Genomic DNA, 16,508 nt, shown 5'->3' on the forward strand with positions numbered 1-16,508 from the left:
GGGGTGGGGCGACCGATAGCATCGGCAGGAGCCGAGGATCGGCACCGTTTCGTACCACTTGGAGGAGTCACCGTGTCCGCACCCCGTACCCCCGCCGTGGCCGACCCTGTCGTCGTCGCCGCCGGGACCACGGCGGCCGACGCGGTGGCCGCGGCCGGACTGCCCGCGAACGGCCCCAAGGCGATCGTCGTGGTCCGCGACCCGCAGGGCCAGCTGCGTGACCTGGACTGGTCGCCGGCCGAGGAGACCGTCGTCGAGCCGGTCAGTCTGGACTCGCCCGACGGGCTGAACGTGCTGCGTCACTCCACCGCGCACGTGCTCGCCCAGGCCGTGCAGGACATCTTCCCCGAGGCCAAGCTGGGCATCGGCCCGCCCATCGAGAACGGCTTCTACTACGACTTCGACGTCGACAAGCCGTTCCAGCCCGATGACCTCAGCAAGCTCGAGAAGCGCATGCAGGAGATCATCAAGTCCGGGCAGCGGTTCCGTCGCCGCCGCTTCGACAGCCTGGACGAGGCGCGCTCCGAGCTGGCCGACGAGCCGTTCAAGCTGGAGTTGATCGAGGTCAAGGGCGAGGGCCTGGACACCGACGAGGTGATGGAGGTGGGCGGCGGCGAGCTGACCATCTACGACAACCTCGACGCCAAGGAGGACAAGGTCTGCTGGTCGGACCTGTGCCGGGGCCCGCACCTGCCGACCACCCGCCTGATCGGCGCGTTCAAGCTGATGCGCTCGGCCGCCGCGTACTGGCGTGGGTCGGAGAAGAACCCGCAGTTGCAGCGGGTGTACGGCACGGCGTGGCCGACCCGCGACGAGCTCAAGGCGTACCTGAAGCTGTTGGAGGAGGCCGCGCGGCGCGACCACCGCAAGCTCGGCGCGGACCTCGACCTGTTCAGCTTCCCCGACGAGATCGGCTCCGGCCTGGCGGTCTTCCACCCCAAGGGCGGCATCATCCGCCGCGAGATGGAGCACTACTCCCGCCAGCGACACGAGGCGGCGGGGTACGAGTTCGTCAACACCCCGCACATCACCAAGGCGCAGCTGTTCCAGACCTCCGGTCACCTGCCGTACTACGCGGACACCATGTTCCCGCCAATGCAGCTGGAGGGCGCGGACTACTACCTCAAGGCGATGAACTGCCCGATGCACAACCTGATCTTCAGGTCGCGCGGGCGGTCGTACCGGGAGCTGCCGCTGCGGATGTTCGAGTTCGGCACTGTCTACCGGTACGAGAAGTCCGGCGTCGTGCACGGCCTGACCCGGGTCCGTGGCCTGACCCAGGACGACTCGCACATCTACTGCACCCGTGAGCAGATGGCCGGTGAGCTGTCCGCGCTGCTCAGCTTCGTGCTGGACCTGCTGCGCGACTACGGCCTGGACGACTTCTACCTGGAGCTGTCGACCCGGGACGACTCGCCCAAGTTCATCGGGGCCGAGGAGGACTGGGCCGAGGCGACCGAGGCGCTGCGGACCGCCGCCGCGACCTCCGGTCTGGACCTGGTGCCCGACCCGGGCGGCGCGGCGTTCTACGGGCCGAAGATCTCCGTGCAGGCGCGGGACGCGATCGGCCGGACGTGGCAGATGTCCACCATCCAGGTCGACTTCAACCAGCCGGAGCGGTTCGGGTTGGAGTACCAGGCCGCCGACGGCACCCGCCAACGGCCCGTCATGATCCACCGGGCGCTGTTCGGGTCGATCGAGCGGTTCTTCGGGGTGCTCACCGAGCACTACGCGGGCGCGTTCCCGGCCTGGTTGGCGCCGGTGCAGGTGGTGGGCATCCCGATCCGGGAGGACCACACCGACTACCTGCACGGTTTCGTCGCGGCGCTGCGCGCCGAGGGGATCCGGGCCCAGGTGGACGCGGGCGACGACCGAATGCAGAAGAAGATCCGCACGGCGCAGCAGCAGAAGATCCCGTTCATGGTGATCGCCGGTGACGACGACGTGGCCGCCGGTACGGTCTCCTTCCGTTACCGCGACGGCTCGCAGCGCAACGGGGTGCCGGTCGCCGAGGCGGTGACCCACGTGCTGGACGTGGTCAGCTCGCGTACCAACATCGGCCCCTCGGCCGCCGCGGAGTAACGCCGCACGGGGCGTCGCGCGCCCGTCGCGCGGCCCGCTTGCCGCAAGATCGCGCTCGATCCAGGAAGTAGTGGCCTCCCCGGCGTGGGGAGGCCACTACTTCCATGTTCGGGCGCGATCTTCGCCTGGAGGCGGCGCCTGGGGTCAGACGCCGCAGTTCGGTGCTGACCAGCCGCCGACGGCCGCCACGTGGGTGTGGTCGTTGTGGTCCGGGTAGCCGGGGCCGAGGATCTGCCCGAAGCCGTGGTAGCGGGCCTGCTGGGCCAGCCGGCAGAACGACGGGGAGCCGACCAGGTCGACCCCGTCGCCGTAGAGGTGTCGACTGTTCGACGCCCCGCCGACCGCGCTGTTGCAGGCGTAGCTGCGGAAGCTGCTGCTGATCGCGATGGAGACGTCCCCGAGCGCGTGCCGCATGGCCTGGAGCTTCCACATCGAGACCAGCGCGTTGAACCGTGCGGTGCTCGCGGAGACCGCGCCACCGGACCAGTCGCTGTTGCACTTGTTCAACTCGGGGTAGCTGAAGTTGGCCGGTGTGCAGTCGTCGTCCTGGAGGGCGTAGAGCCGGTTGAAGGTCTGCGGGCCGGCGACGCCGTCCGCCGACATCCCGTACGCCTGCTGGAAGCGGATGACCGCGGACCGGGTGGCCGGGCCGAACGCGCCGTCGATGGTGAGCACTGCGCCGTAGCCGGGGTAGCCGGCGACCCGGATCTGGAGTTGCCGGACGTCCTCGCCGGACATCCCCTGGGACAGGGCGCGACCCCAGGTGTAGCAGCCGTCCGCCTGTGCGGCGCCGGCGGTGAGGGTGACGCCAGCCACTGTGGTGGCGGCAGTCAGGGCGAGTGCCGCGAGGAGCCGGCCGAGCCGTCGGATCATGAAGCCCTCCATCAATGCATGGAAGTTCTTGGATGCATGGAATTTTCAGGTTTCGGCATTGATCCGTCAATAACTTGCAGCAACGAGTTTTCCCGACAGTGGGTGTCGCGGCCCGCCTGGGTGCCTCCGTAGGATCGGCTCGTGACAGGGGCGGAACGGCACACGGACATCGACGGCATGGCGGACGGCCTGGACCGGCTCTGGACGCCGCACCGGATGACCTACATCTCCGGCGAGGACCGCCCGGCCGAGGGCTACGAGAAGCCGACCGGCTGTCCGTTCTGCCGGGCCCCCAAGCTGCCGCCGGAGGACAGCCTGGTGGTGGCCCGCGGCGAGCACGTCTTCGTGGTGCTCAACCTCTATCCGTACAACCCAGGGCACCTGCTCGTGTGCCCCTACCGGCACGTCGCCGACTACACCGACCTGGACGTGCCGGAGACCACCGAGCTGGCGTCGTACACCCAGACCGCGATGCGGGTGATCCGCAAGGTGAGCAACGCGCACGGCTTCAACCTGGGCATGAACCAGGGTGGGGTGGCCGGCGCCGGCATCGCCGCGCACCTGCACCAGCACGTGGTGCCGCGCTGGGGCGGTGACGCGAACTTCATGCCGGTGATCGGCCGCACCAAGGTCCTGCCGCAACTGCTCGGCGACACCCGCGACCTGCTGGCCCGCGCCTGGCCGTCCTGACCGCCGTCGGAGCGCGACGGCCGCGCCGGTCCGGCTAGTCGGCGCGCAGCAGCGGGGTCAGCTCCGGCCAGCTCTCCACCCGGTGTACGCGCGGCAGCAGCGCGGCGTGCGCGGCGACCTCCGCCGGGCGGGGCCGGAACAGGAAGCGGTGCGGCACCGAATCGAGGTAGCCGAGCACCTCCAGCTTGTCGTCCACGAAGTGGGTCAGCCCGAGCCGCCGGGCGATCGGCGCCTTGTCCGGTCGCGTGCGGCAGAAGTGCAACCGTTCATCGGGGACGCCGGTGCGCGCCGCGAAGTCGTGGTGGGCCAACCACTCCCGGGTACGCCGCTCGGTGGCCTCCCCGCACTTGGACACCAGGTGCACCTCGTCGAACGCAGGGCCGAGCGCCGCGAGCGCGTCGAACGCCCCCTCGACGGCGGGAGTCCGCAGGTAGTGCGCGCCGAAGAAGGACGTGTCGGCGTCCCCGTCGGCCGGCTCGATGATCACACCGCCGATGTCCACACCCAGCCGTCGCATGGCGTCGATCATGCCGCACCCAACCGGTGGGTGCGCATCCGAAATTCCGCCTCGGGATCTGCTACGCCCCGACCCGGCGAAGGTGGCACGATCGGCCGATGGCAGTCACGACACGGACGTTGGGACGCAGCGGCATCGAGGTCAGCGCCCTCGGCATGGGGTGCTGGGCGATCGGCGGCCCCTGGGCGGAGGGCGCCCAACCGCTGGGCTGGGGCGCGGTCGACGACGACGAGTCCGTGCGGGCGGTACGCCGGGCGCTGGATGAGGGCATCACCCTCTTCGACACCGCCGACACGTACGGCGCCGGGCACAGCGAGCGGGTGCTCGGCCGAGCGCTCGCCGGCCGCCGGGACGAGGCCGTGATCGCCACCAAGTGGGGTTACACCTTCGACGAGGCGAGCCGACAGGCCACCGGGGAGGACGCGTCGCCCGCGTACCTGCGCCGGGCCGTCACGCACTCGCTGCGCCGGTTGGGCACCGATTGGATCGACCTCTACCAGCTGCACCTGGCCGACCTGCCGGTGCCGCGGGCGCAGGCGCTCATCGGCACCTGCGAGGACCTGGTCGCCGAGGGCCTGATCCGGGCGTACGGGTGGAGCACCGACCGTCCCGACCGGGCCGCCGCGTTCGGGCAGGCCGCCGCCGGTGCCACCGCCGTGCAGCACACTTTGTCGGTGCTGCGGGACGCTCCCGAACTGCTCGCCGTCTGCGACAAGTACGACCTGGCCAGCGTCAACCGGGGCCCGCTGGGGATGGGGCTGCTGACCGGCAAGTACTCGTCCGGGTCGACCCTGCCCCGCGACGACGTACGCGGGTTGGCCCCCGGCTGGTTGGAGTGGTTCCGCGGCGGACGGCCCGCACCGGAGTGGCTGCGCCGGGTCGGCGCGGTCCGCGCGGCGCTCACCGCCGACGGGCGCACCCTCGCCCAGGGCGCGCTGGGCTGGATCTGGGCCCGCAGCGGTCGCACCATCCCGATCCCCGGCTGCCGTACGGTCGCCCAGGTCGAGGAGAACGCCGCCGCGCTGCACCGGGGCCCGTTGCCGGCGGACCAGTTCGTCGAGGTGGAGCGCCAGCTGGCCGCGTTGCGGACCGCCGCCCTCCGGGACGCCGACCGCCCCCACTGGCCCCCTCCCACGCACCCCACCATCCATCCCTGAGCGGGGCACCCGCACCCGTCCGGCGCACCCGTCCGGCGCACCCGTCCGGCGCACCCGTCCGGCGCACCCGTCCGGTCCGTGCCGCCGTTCCGTCCCGGGCTCGGGTGCCCACCCCACCTGTGAGTGCGGCCTCCTGTAGAGCTGCCCCGTATCTGGGGCGGTGGCCCTGGTCGGGCGGTGGCCCTGGTCGGGCGGTGGCCCTGGTCGGGCGGTGGCCCTGGTCGGGCGGTGGTGGCCTGGTCGGGCGGTGGCCCTGGTCGGGCGGTGGCCCTGGTCGGGCGGTGGCCCTGGTCGGGCGGTGGTGGCCTGGTCGGGCGGTGGCCCTGGTCGGGCGGTGGTGGCCTGGTCGGGCGGTGGTGGCCTGGTCGGGTGGCGGTGGCCTGGTCGGGCGGTGGTGGCCTGGTCGGGTGGCGGTGGCCTGGTCGGGCGGTGGTGGCCTGGTCAAGTGGCGGTGGCCTGGTCGGGCGGTGGTGGCCTGGTCAGGTGGCGGTGGCCTGGTCGGGCGGTGGTGGCCTGTGAAGCTGCGGTGTGCCTGAGGCGGCGGCTCGGTCAGATCCCGGCGCGCGGGTAGAGCTGCCCCAGATCTGGGGCAGCTCCACAGGACGCGCGACATGCCATGCCGACCCGCCGCGCCGCCCCTGTCGATCAAGAGTTGTGGTGCCTCGCGGATCGCGGGAACCGGGCTCCGGGCGGCCGGCGCGGTAAGGCGATGGTCAGGGGGTGTGTTCCTTGCGGATCTGGTCGGCCAGGTGCGCGGGCATGGGGTCGTGGCGGACGAAGTGACGGCGGAAGGTGCCGGTGCCGGCCGTCATCGACCGCAGCTCGACGGCGTAGCGCAGCAACTCGGTGGCCGGCACCTCGGCGCGGACGAGGGTGCGGCCCTCGGTGTCCGGGTCCGGTTCGGTGCCGAGCACCCGGCCGCGCCGGCTGGACAGGTCGCCCATCACCGTGCCCACCGAGCCGTCGGGCACCCGGATGGCGACCTCGTCGATCGGCTCCAGCAGGGCCGGCTGGCCGCGGTCGGCGGCGTCGCGCAACGCCAGCGCACCGGCGGTCTGGAAGGCCGCGTCGGAGGAGTCGACGCTGTGCGCCTTGCCGTCGACCAGGGTCACCCGCAGGTCCACCACCGGGTGACCGGCGACCAGGCCACGTTCGAGCTGGGCGCGGACGCCCTTCTCGACCGAGGGGATGTAGTTGTGCGGCACCGCGCCGCCGACGACCCGGTCGACGAACTCGAAGCCGCTGCCCGGGGGCAGGGGCTCGACCTCGATGTCGCAGACCGCGTACTGGCCGTGGCCACCGGACTGCTTGACGTGCCGGCCATGCCCCCTCGCGGGCACGGTCAGCGTCTCGCGCAGCGATACCTTGACCGGCTCGGTGTCCAGTTCGACGCCGCCGGCGCGCAGCCGGTCGAGCACCACGTCAGCGTGGGCCTCACCCATGCACCAGAGCACCAGCTGGTGGGTCTCCGGGTTGCGCTCCAGCCGCAGCGTGGGATCGCCGGCGACCAGGCGGGCGAGGTTGCGGGCCAGGGCGTCCTCGTCGGCGCGGCTGTGGGCGACGACCGCCACCGGCAGGAGCGGTTCCGGCATCTCCCAGGGTGCGATCAGCAGCGGTTCGTCCCGGGCGGAGATGGTGTCGCCGGTCTCGGCGCTGCCCGACTTGGTGATCGCGCAGATGTCGCCGGCCACGCAGAGCGGCACCTCCCGCAGGGTGGCGCCCAGCGGGGTGTAGATGTGCCCGACCCGCTCGTCGGCGTCGTGGTCGGGGTGCCCGCGTTCGGCCATGCCGTGACCCGAGACGTGCACGGTCTGGTCGGGGCGCAGCGTGCCGGAGAAGACCCGGACCAGCGAGACCCGGCCGACGTGGCGGTCGACGGTGGTCTTGACGACCTCCGCGACGAGCGGCCCGGCCGGGTCGCAGGTCAGCGGCGGCCGCGGCGAGCCGTCCACGCCGGTCACCGCCGGCAACTCGTGCTCCAGCGGCGACGGGAACGCGGCGGTCAGCACCTCCAACAGCACGTCCAGCCCGACCCCGGTCTCGGCGCAGACCGGCACCACCGGGTAGAAGTGGCCCCGGGCGACGGCCTTCTCCAGGTCGTCGATGAGCACCTCGGTGCTGATCTCCTCGCCGTCGAGGTAGCGGTCCATGAGGGTTTCGTCCTCGCTCTCGGCGATGATCCCCTCGATCAGCTCGTCGCGGGACTCGTCGATGGCCCGCTGGTGCTCCGGGTCGGGATCGCGGACGTCGGCGGGAAGCCCGGCGGAGTAGTCGAAGACCCGGCGGGTGATCAGGCCGAGCAGACCCTCGGTGGACACGCCGTCGTCGCCGAGCATCGGCAGGTAGAGCGGCATCACGTTGTCGCCGAAGAGGCGCTGGCAGAGCGCCACCGTCTCGTCGACGTCGGCGCGGGGCTGGTCCAGTCGGGCCACCGCGACCGCGCGGGGCATGTCGACGGCCGCGCACTCCTCCCACAGCGCGACGGTGGCCGCGTCCATGCCGCCCGCCGCCGAGACGACGAAGAGTGCGGCGTCGGCCGCCCGCAGCCCGGCGCGCAGCTCGCCGACGAAGTCCGCGTACCCGGGGGTGTCCAGCAGGTTGACCTTGATGCCGTTGTGCAGCAGCGGCGCGCAGGACAGGCTGACCGAGCGCTGCTGGCGGACGGCCGCGGGATCGTGGTCGCCGACCGTGGTGCCGTCGACGACGCTGCCGGCCCGGCCGATCGTGCCGGTGGCCGCGAGCAGCGCCTCGACCAGTGTGGTCTTGCCCGCTCCGGAGTGCCCGACGAGCACCACGTTGCGGACCCGCTCGGGCTCCGTCAGCACCGGAGTGCCGCCGGTGGAACCCTTCTCATGCTTCTGCGCCATGGGGCGCACCTCCCTCAGCCGGTGGTGGGTGGCGACCGCCGCGCGAGGTGGAAGCGGCCCGGGGCGAGAGCGCGGCGATATCCTCCGGTGGTCTGCTGCACAGCGGGAACGGGACGGGTGGACGGGTGAGCTGGCTCACCTCCCGGCTCGATCTCACACCCCTCGTCGGGTAGGCACAAGCCTCTCGCAGGCGCGTCGGCGGGACCGGCCGTATCGGCGGAGCTGGGGCGACCGTTATCGTGGGGACCGCCATGGCGAAGATCTTCCAAGTGTCGGCCCGCGCGGGGATGACCCGCGTCGTCGAGCCGATTGCCCGCGCCCTTCTGCGCGCCGGCGTCACCCCCAATGCCGTCACCGTCGCGGGCACCGTTGGTGTGCTCGTCGGCGCGCTCGGCTTCGGTGCCCGCGGCCATCTGGTCGCGGGCGCGTTGATCGTCACCCTGTTCGCGCTCACCGACCTGCTCGACGGGACGATGGCCCGGATGAGCGGCGGCTCCACCAGATTCGGCGCGTTCCTCGACTCAAGCATGGACCGGGTCGCCGACAGCGCCGTCTTCGGTGCCGTCGCGTACTGGCTGGCCACGCAGGGCAACTACTCCGGGGTGGCCGCCGCGTTGGTCTGTCTGGCCGCCGGCAGCCTGGTCTCCTACGTGAAGGCCCGCGCCGAGGGGCTCGGCATGACCTGCAACGTGGGCATCGCCGAGCGCACCGAGCGGCTGCTGATCATCGGGGTCGGGGGCATCCTCACCGGCCTGAACGTGAAGCCGGCGCTGGAGATCGCGCTCTGGCTGCTCGCCGCGGTGTCGATCTTCACGGTGGGGCAGCGGATGGCGCACGTCCACCGCCAGGCCCAGCAGCTCCAGCCGGACGGTCAGGCGTGAGCGGCGCGGCGGGAACCCGGCACCGGACGACCGGCGGCCGGGCCGCGTGAACCTCACCGAGCTCGGCTACGTCGCCGGCTGGCGGGTGGTCCGCGCGTTACCTCGGCCGCTGGTGGCGGCGGCGTTCCAGGCGGGCGCGGACCGCGCCCACCGCACCGGCGGCGGGGGTACGGCCCGACTGCGCGCGAACCTGCGCCGGGTGGTCGGCCCAGACCTGCCCGACGCCGAGCTGGACGATCTCGTCAAGCGCGGGTTGCGCTCGTACGCCCGGTACTGGATGGAGGCGTTCCGGCTGCCCTCCCTCAGCCGCGCGCAGATCCTGTCCGGTTTCCGGCTCGACGGCGCCGAGTTGCTCGCCGCGGACGTGGCCGCCGGCCGGGGCGCGGTGGTGGCGCTGCCGCACGCCGGCAACTGGGACGCCGCGGGCGCCTGGGTGGCGGCCACCGGTTGGCCGATCGCCACCGTCATGGAGCGGCTCAAACCGGAGGGCGTGTACAAGCGGTTCCTGGCCTTCCGGGAGGTCCTCGGAATGGAGATCCTGCCGACGCACGGTGGGCCACGTCCGGCGTTCGACGTGCTGCTGGACCGGGTACGTGCCGGTGCGGTGGTGCCGCTGCTGGCCGATCGGGACCTCTCCGCCCGCGGGGTCGAGGTGGACTTCTTCGGCGGGAAGACCCGGATGCCGGCCGGGCCCGCACTGCTGGCGCTGCACACCGGAGCGCCGCTCTACGTGGCCTCGATGTGGTACGAACCGGACGCCGCGTGCGCGTCGCTCGCCGGCCCGCTGCCGATCCCGGGACCCGAGGTGGGGCCCCTGGACCAGCGGGTCCGTTCGCTGACCCAGCTGATCGCCGACCGTCTGGCGGCGGGCATCGCCCGGCATCCGGAAGACTGGCACATGTTGCAGCGGATGTGGCTGGACCAGCGGAGGACGGGGGACGGCACGGAGCTGCCCTCGTCGGCCTCCGGGCAGGTCTGAGGGGGTGGTGGGCACGGTGGGATGGTGTCCCACGGTCACGGACAGGGGGCGCTGACGCATGCGGATCGGCATCGTGTGCCCGTACTCCTTCGACGTCCCCGGCGGGGTGCAGAACCACGTCATGGACCTCGCCGAGGCGCTGATCGCGCTCGGCCACGAGGTCAGCGTGCTCGCCCCGGCCGACGAGGATTCGCCGCTGCCGGCGTACGTGGTGTCCGCCGGCCGTGCCGTGCCGCTGCCGTACAACGGATCGGTGGCCCGGATCGCGTTCGGCCCGGTCTCGACCGCCCGGGTCCGACGTTGGATCACCAATGGCGACTTCGACGTGCTGCACGTGCACGAGCCGCTCACGCTGAGTCTCTCGCTGTTGGCCGTGCTCTCCGCTCGCGGCCCGGTGGTGGCCACGTTCCACACCGCGATGACCCGTTCGCGGGTGTTGGCGGCGGCGCAGGGTGTGCTCCAGATCGTGTTGGAGCGGATCACCGCCCGGATCGCGGTCAGCGCGCTGGCCCGCAAGGTCCAGGTCGAGCACATGGACGGCGGCGCGGTGGAGATCCCCAACGGGGTGGCGGTGGCGAAGTTCGCCGACGTCGAGCCGTTGCCTGGCTGGCCGGGTGAGTGCGCCCCGGGCTCCGGCGGGACGCTGGGCTTCCTGGGCCGGTTCACCGAGGCGCGCAAGGGCTTCCCGGTGCTGCGCGACGCGTTCGTGGCGCTGGCCGCCACCAGGCCGGGGCTACGGCTGCTCGTCGCCGGCCCGGGCGATCCCGACGACCTGTACGACCAGTTCCCGCCCGACCTGCACGAGCGCGTCACGTTCCTCGGCCTGGTCACCGAACCGGACAAGGCGCGGATGCTGCGCAGTGTGCACCTCTACGTGGCACCGAACACCGGCGGCGAGTCCTTCGGCATGATCCTCACCGAGGCGTTGGCGGCCGGCACGACAGTTGTCGCCAGCGACCTGGACGCGTTCCGGCGGGTCCTCGACGGTGGGCGGGCCGGTCGGCTCTTTCCCACCGGTGACCCGGCGGGGCTGCGCGACGCCCTGGCGGAGCTGTTGGACGACCCGGCGGGGCGGGCCGCACTGACCGCCTGCGGGGATCAGGTCGTGGCGAATTTCGACTGGCCCGTGGTTGCCCGCCGCGTTCTGGAGGTATACGCAGCGGCGATCGAAGCGACCGACGGGCGGGTCATCGACCAGGAATGGGTGGGGCTGGGCTGACCGGTGTGACGGATGGTGCGGCGGCGACCGGTTGTCCGGCGTGACCGCACCCACTCGGAGCTGAAACGGAGCAGCACTACGATGCCGCACATGTGGTGGGTGGTGGCCGCGAGCGTGGTCGTGGGGCTGGTCGCGGCGTACCTCATCTGGACCGCCGGCCGGGTCGAGAGGTTGCAGAGCCGCGCGGAGCTGGCGGCCCGGGCTCTCGACGCCCACCTGTTGCGCCGGGCGGCCGCGGCGGCCGTGCTGGCCGAGCGGCGCTTCGGCGTGGAGCTGTACGCGGCGGCCCGGATCGCCCTGGACGCCGGCCCGGACGAGCGGGAGGCGGCGGAGAACGACCTGACCCGGCAGCTGCGTTCCGTCCAGTTGGACCCGGGCGATCCGGACTGCGGGGCGGTCATCGCCGCCAGTCGCCGGCTCGCGCTGTCCCGCCAGGTGCACACCGACCTGGTGCGGGACGCCCGTTCGGCGCGCAGCCGGCCGCTGGTGCGGTTGTTGCGGATGGGGCGGGGCCGGGAGTGGCCGCGCTACTTTGACATCGACGACCCGACCCTGACGGTGCCCGCGGACGTGCCCGCAAGCTGACCCGGTGGGCCGGTGATCGGTGCCACAGAGCAGGCCACCGGGGGTCTGATTGGCTGTCGGTACGGCGTTGACCCGCGCGTAGCATTTTCGCTGCCACCCCCAGGAGCCCGTCCAAGGAGCGATGACCCGTGCCCGAAAACACCGCCTCGAACACCGGTACCGCCCCCGTCGTCGGCACCGCCCGCGTGAAGCGTGGCATGGCCGAGATGCTCAAGGGCGGCGTGATCATGGATGTGGTCAACGCCGAGCAGGCCAAGATCGCTGAGGACGCCGGCGCCGTCGCGGTGATGGCCCTGGAGCGGGTGCCCGCCGACATCCGCGCGCAGGGCGGGGTGTCCCGGATGAGCGACCCCGACATGATCGACGGGATCATCGAGGCGGTCTCCATCCCGGTGATGGCCAAGGCCCGCATCGGTCACTTCGTCGAGGCGCGGATCCTCCAGTCACTCGGCGTGGACTACGTCGACGAGTCCGAGGTGCTGACCCCGGCGGACTACGCGAACCACATCGACAAGTGGGCCTTCACGGTGCCCTTCGTCTGCGGCGCGACCAACCTGGGCGAGGCGCTGCGCCGGATCACCGAGGGCGCGGCCATGATCCGCTCCAAGGGTGAGGCCGGCACCGGTGACGTCTCCAACGCCACCACCCACATGCGGAAGATCCGCCAGGAGATCGCCCGGCTGTCCTCGCTGCCGGCCGACGAGCTGTACGTCGCGGCCAAGGAGCTGCAGGCCCCGTACGAGCTGGTCAAGGAGGTCGCCGAGAGCGGCAAGCTGCCGGTGGTGCTGTTCACCGCGGGCGGGATCGCCACTCCGGCCGACGCGGCGATGATGATGCAGCTCGGCGCGGAGGGCGTCTTCGTCGGCTCCGGCATCTTCAAGTCCGGCAACCCGGCCCAGCGGGCCGCCGCGATCGTCAAGGCCACCACCTTCCACGACGACCCGGACGTGCTGGCCAAGGTCTCCCGGGGTCTCGGCGAGGCGATGGTCGGCATCAACGTCGACGAGATCCCGCAGCCGCACCGCCTGGCCGAGCGCGGCTGGTGACGGTCAGCGTCCCATCCGGTCGGCGTCCTGCGGAGAGGAACGGTGTGAACGTGACGGCACCCGTGATCGGCGTTCTCGCGCTGCAGGGGGACGTCCGCGAGCACGTCGCGGCGCTGGCCGCGGCGGGCGCGGACGCCCGCCCGGTCCGGCGTCCGACCGAGCTGGACGCGGTCGACGGTCTGGTCATCCCCGGGGGTGAGTCCACGACCATCAGCAAACTCACCGACATCTTCGAGATGCGCGAGCCGATCGACAAGCGGATCGCCGACGGCATGCCGGTGTACGGATCCTGCGCGGGAATGATCATGCTGGCGAGGGTGGTGCTGGACGGCCGACCGGACCAGCGGGGCTTCGCCGGCATCGACATGACCGTCCGGCGCAACGCGTTCGGTCGGCAGGTCGACTCGTTCGAGGCGCCGGTGGAAATCACCGGGGTGCCGGGGGAGCCGTTCCACGCGGTGTTCATCCGCGCGCCCTGGGTCGAGCGGGTCGGTGCCGGCGTCCAGGTGATCGGGACGGTGACCGACGGCCCGGCCGCCGACCGGATCGTGGCCGTCCGGCAGGGCAACCTGTTGGCCACCTCGTTCCACCCGGAGCTGACCGGTGACCTGCGCGTGCACGCGTACTTCGTGGACCTGGTGCGGGCCGCCTGAGCGGTCCGGGCACGCTGCCGCCCGGCCGCCGGGGCATGTTTTCCGACCCCGCGTGGTTGTCCTGCGGGTGACCCGGGCGCCCGGCGGCACCCCGAGCCGGTGCCGGATGTGACACGCCCGGGTGTGACCTCGGTAAGATTGCCGCGGTTCGGCAGGGCCGTCGCCCGGCGCGGCATTTCCCGCGGAGCCGACCGGCCGCCGGACCGCCGGATGCGGCGCGAACTCGGTGCGGCAGTCGATGCAGGCGTGGAATGACAGACGGAGGTAGAAGATGTCCGGCCACTCAAAGTGGGCGACGACCAAGCACAAGAAGGCCGTCATCGACGCCAAGCGCGGCAAGATGTTCGCCAAGCTGATCAAGAACGTCGAGGTGGCCGCGCGGATCGGCGGCGGCGACCCCACCGGCAACCCGACGCTCTTCGACGCGATCCAGAAGGCGAAGAAGAGCTCGGTGCCGAACGACAACATCGACCGCGCCGTCAAGCGCGGCTCCGGCCTGGAAGCGGGCGGCGCCGACTGGCAGACGATCATGTATGAGGGGTACGGCCCGAACGGCGTGGCCATGCTCATCGAGTGCCTCACCGACAACCGCAACCGGGCGGCCACCGAGGTGCGGACCGCGCTGACCCGCAACGGCGGCTCGCTCGCCGACGCCGGCTCGGTGTCGTACATGTTCTCCCGCAAGGGCGTGGTGATCGTCCCCAAGGAGGGCACCAGCGAGGACGACGTGATGATGGCCGTCCTCGACGCCGGCGCCGAGGAGGTCAACGACCTCGGTGAGGCGTACGAGGTGGTCTCCGAGCCGACCGACCTGATTCCGGTACGGACGGCGCTGCAGGACGCCGGCATCGAGTACGAGTCGGCGGAGTCCTCCCTGATCCCCAGCATGAACATCCCGCTGGACGAAGAGGGCGCCCGCAAGATCTTCAAGCTGATCGACGTCCTGGAAGACTGCGACGACGTGCAGAACGTCTACGCGAACTTCGACATCAGCGACGACGTGATGGCGGCGGTCGACGCCTGAGAGCTGTCGACTCGGAACCACGGAAGTCGGGGTGTCCCTCGCGCTGGGACACCCCGACTTTCGCAAACCCGAGCTGACCAGGCGATGGCGTCGAACGTGGAGGTGGGAAAGTGGCGGCAGACCGGTTCGCGCCAGGTGACACGGTGGTGCGCCGTGAGGTGCTGCGGGGCGAGGTCTGGTTCGCCTGCCCGACGATCTGCGTCGAGGACTCGCCCGACCTGCTCGCCCTCTACCTTCCACCGGGGGCCGAGTTCGGCTTCCCGGAGACCGGCGTCTTTCCGTGCGGACGGCACCCGTGGGAGACCGCCGGGCACCGCTCCTGGTCCGGCCACGGCAAGCTGATGCTGCAACGCCCCGGCGAGGCGCACTCGGTCGACGTGTTCTGGACGGGGCCGGGGCGCGACTTCGCCGGCTGGTACTTCAACCTCCAGGACCCGGTGCGGCGTACGCCGATCGGGGTGGACACCCTCGACCACGAGCTGGACCTGTGGTGGGGCGCGGACGCCGACCGGTACGTCTGGAAGGACGTGGAGATGTTCGCCCAGCGCCTCGTCGAGGGGCGCTACCCCGGGATGGCTGACGCGATCCAGGCCGAGGGTGACCGAATCGCGGCGCTGCTCGACGCGGGCGAGCGTTGGTGGGACCCGGCGTGGGCACAATGGCAACCCGACCCGGCCTGGTCGGCGCCCCCGCTGCCCACCGGCTGGGACCAGGTGCCGCCCGCCCGCTGAGCAGCCCGCCGACCCCCGGGGGTCAGCGTTTCGGCAGCGCGTCGATCAGGAACACCTGGTCCGGGCCGTTCGTGCACGGCTCGACGAGAGCCTCGGCCGACACCTCCGTGTCATCGTCGCGCAGCCCGACGCACAGGTCCGTGCGGGTGGGCCGGATGCGGTACGAGGTCGGCGCGGACCCGGTCGGCTCGAAGCGGAACAGCTGGGACCAGTTGCTCTGGCTGCACTTGGTGACGGGTTCGAGCATGTTCCGGCCGGGATTCTCACCCCGGACGGTGAGGCAGCCCGGCCCGTGCTCCGGGTGGTTCCACTTGATGAAGTACAGCCCGCCGGCCGCCGGCTCCAGATAGGTGTCAGGCGGGGTGGCCTCGGCGCAGGAGATCTGCACCGCCACCTGGCTCCCGTACTCGCCGGTGCGGTCACGCCCCTCGCTGACGCAGAGTTGCGGGCTGCGGGCGGGACGGATCCGGCTCAGGAGCGCGTCTGGGCCGATGGTCGGGCTGGGGCTGCTCTCGGGCGTGGCCGAGGGGCTCTCGCCCGCCGCCGTGGCCGGCGGGCTCCCGCCTGCCGACGTGCTCGGGTCGGTGAGCTGTGCCGTCCGCCGCTCGTCGTCGTCGGGGCGTTGCGTCCAGATGCCCACGCCGAGGGCGGCCAGCAGGACGCCGACGAGCAGTGCCAGCGGCACCGGCCGCGCGAACCAGCGCGGTCGGGTGGCACTCGCGCTCCCCGCCCCCGTGCCGACGGATGGCCGGAGGTCGGGTGCGTCGCCATCGGCGGGCCGGTCATCGGGCGCGGGCGACACCGGCGGGGGCGATGTCGGCGCGTACGTGCCCACCGCGAGCCGGTGCCGCGCCCGCAGCCACGTCTCCACCTGATCCTCCGCGCCACAGGCCCGGACGAACGCGGCCACCACCTCGGGTCGAGGCAGTGTGGATCGGCGCAGGATGTCGGCGGCGGTGCTGCGGGCCAGCACGTCACCGCTCGCCGCCGCGCGTTGCTCCAACTGTCGGTACGTGAGCCGCGACCGGTCCTTGAGCCGGCGCAGCATGTCGACGAACTCGGCCGGGTCGGTCGCCTCGTCCGGTCGTAGCTCCCCCGTGGTCATCGCACGATTGTCCAGACCCGGGACTCGTGGGGGCAAGGTGGCCCGGGGTGACTGTCCGAGATGGTCGGACAGGATCCGGACATGCCGTCCTGAGCTGCC

General features: G+C 72.0%; 16 protein-coding genes. 12 read left to right on the top strand and 4 right to left on the bottom strand.

Annotated elements, in window-relative coordinates; all coding sequences use genetic code 11:
* Positions 1-72 precede the first annotated feature (72 nt).
* On the top strand, positions 73-2,082 hold the full coding sequence (gene thrS / locus HNR22_RS29865) for a threonine--tRNA ligase (protein ID WP_099852143.1): 2,010 nt from the start codon (positions 73-75) through the stop codon (positions 2,080-2,082).
* 144 nt (positions 2,083-2,226) lie between these two features.
* On the opposite strand, the gene HNR22_RS29870 is transcribed toward thrS, so the two are convergent.
* Positions 2,227-2,955, bottom strand: coding sequence for a D-Ala-D-Ala carboxypeptidase family metallohydrolase (locus HNR22_RS29870; protein WP_179783180.1), 729 nt, complete (start codon positions 2,953-2,955; stop codon positions 2,227-2,229).
* 177 nt (positions 2,956-3,132) lie between these two features.
* Here HNR22_RS29870 and HNR22_RS29875 point away from each other — a divergent pair, with 177 nt between their 5' ends.
* On the top strand, positions 3,133-3,645 hold the full coding sequence (locus HNR22_RS29875; RefSeq protein WP_179783780.1) for an HIT family protein: 513 nt from the start codon (positions 3,133-3,135) through the stop codon (positions 3,643-3,645).
* 34 nt (positions 3,646-3,679) lie between these two features.
* On the opposite strand, the gene HNR22_RS29880 is transcribed toward HNR22_RS29875, so the two are convergent.
* The gene (locus HNR22_RS29880) at positions 3,680-4,162 is read right to left on the bottom strand and encodes a hypothetical protein (protein WP_246381020.1); all 483 of its coding nucleotides are present in this window, start codon (positions 4,160-4,162) and stop codon (positions 3,680-3,682) included.
* Positions 4,163-4,260: 98 nt separating this feature from the next.
* Here HNR22_RS29880 and HNR22_RS29885 point away from each other — a divergent pair, with 98 nt between their 5' ends.
* Both HNR22_RS29885 and HNR22_RS29890 read left to right on the top strand, forming a co-directional pair.
* Positions 4,261-5,319: an aldo/keto reductase gene (locus HNR22_RS29885; RefSeq protein WP_179783182.1), complete on the top strand. Its 1,059-nt coding sequence runs from the start codon at positions 4,261-4,263 to the stop codon at positions 5,317-5,319.
* Positions 5,320-5,442: 123 nt separating this feature from the next.
* A complete protein-coding gene (locus tag HNR22_RS29890) occupies positions 5,443-5,838 on the top strand; it encodes a hypothetical protein (protein WP_179783183.1) in 396 nt (131 codons plus the stop codon).
* Between the two features lie 194 nt (positions 5,839-6,032).
* On the opposite strand, the gene HNR22_RS29895 is transcribed toward HNR22_RS29890, so the two are convergent.
* Entirely contained in the window at positions 6,033-8,186 is a 2,154-nt protein-coding gene (locus HNR22_RS29895; RefSeq protein WP_179783184.1) for an elongation factor G-like protein EF-G2, read from the bottom strand.
* 251 nt (positions 8,187-8,437) lie between these two features.
* Between HNR22_RS29895 and pgsA the strand changes: the two genes are divergently transcribed.
* From pgsA to HNR22_RS29935, 8 genes are all read left to right on the top strand, one after another.
* Positions 8,438-9,067 carry a phosphatidylinositol phosphate synthase gene (gene pgsA, locus HNR22_RS29900; protein WP_179783185.1) on the top strand — a complete coding sequence of 210 codons (630 nt, stop codon included), beginning with the start codon at positions 8,438-8,440 and terminating at the stop codon, positions 9,065-9,067.
* A gap of 46 nt (positions 9,068-9,113) precedes the next feature.
* Positions 9,114-10,046, top strand: a complete 933-nt coding sequence (locus HNR22_RS29905; RefSeq protein WP_179783186.1) for a phosphatidylinositol mannoside acyltransferase — start codon at positions 9,114-9,116, stop codon at positions 10,044-10,046.
* A gap of 58 nt (positions 10,047-10,104) precedes the next feature.
* Positions 10,105-11,265, top strand: a complete 1,161-nt coding sequence (locus tag HNR22_RS29910; protein WP_179783187.1) for a glycosyltransferase family 4 protein — start codon at positions 10,105-10,107, stop codon at positions 11,263-11,265.
* Between the two features lie 90 nt (positions 11,266-11,355).
* Positions 11,356-11,850, top strand: a complete 495-nt coding sequence (locus HNR22_RS29915; RefSeq protein WP_179783781.1) for a hypothetical protein — start codon at positions 11,356-11,358, stop codon at positions 11,848-11,850.
* 128 nt (positions 11,851-11,978) lie between these two features.
* Positions 11,979-12,896, top strand: coding sequence for a pyridoxal 5'-phosphate synthase lyase subunit PdxS (pdxS, locus tag HNR22_RS29920; RefSeq protein ID WP_179783188.1), 918 nt, complete (start codon positions 11,979-11,981; stop codon positions 12,894-12,896).
* Between the two features lie 50 nt (positions 12,897-12,946).
* Entirely contained in the window at positions 12,947-13,549 is a 603-nt protein-coding gene (pdxT, locus tag HNR22_RS29925; RefSeq protein WP_179783189.1) for a pyridoxal 5'-phosphate synthase glutaminase subunit PdxT, read from the top strand.
* 271 nt (positions 13,550-13,820) lie between these two features.
* On the top strand, positions 13,821-14,573 hold the full coding sequence (locus HNR22_RS29930; RefSeq protein WP_179783190.1) for a YebC/PmpR family DNA-binding transcriptional regulator: 753 nt from the start codon (positions 13,821-13,823) through the stop codon (positions 14,571-14,573).
* Between the two features lie 110 nt (positions 14,574-14,683).
* Positions 14,684-15,304, top strand: a complete 621-nt coding sequence (locus tag HNR22_RS29935) for a DUF402 domain-containing protein (RefSeq protein ID WP_179783191.1) — start codon at positions 14,684-14,686, stop codon at positions 15,302-15,304.
* Positions 15,305-15,326: 22 nt separating this feature from the next.
* On the opposite strand, the gene HNR22_RS29940 is transcribed toward HNR22_RS29935, so the two are convergent.
* Positions 15,327-16,409 carry an RICIN domain-containing protein gene (locus HNR22_RS29940; RefSeq protein ID WP_179783192.1) on the bottom strand — a complete coding sequence of 361 codons (1,083 nt, stop codon included), beginning with the start codon at positions 16,407-16,409 and terminating at the stop codon, positions 15,327-15,329.
* Positions 16,410-16,508: the final 99 nt, after the last annotated feature.

It is taken from the genome of Micromonospora jinlongensis, assembly GCF_013410645.1.
Classification (GTDB): Bacteria; Actinomycetota; Actinomycetes; order Mycobacteriales; family Micromonosporaceae; genus Micromonospora; species Micromonospora zamorensis.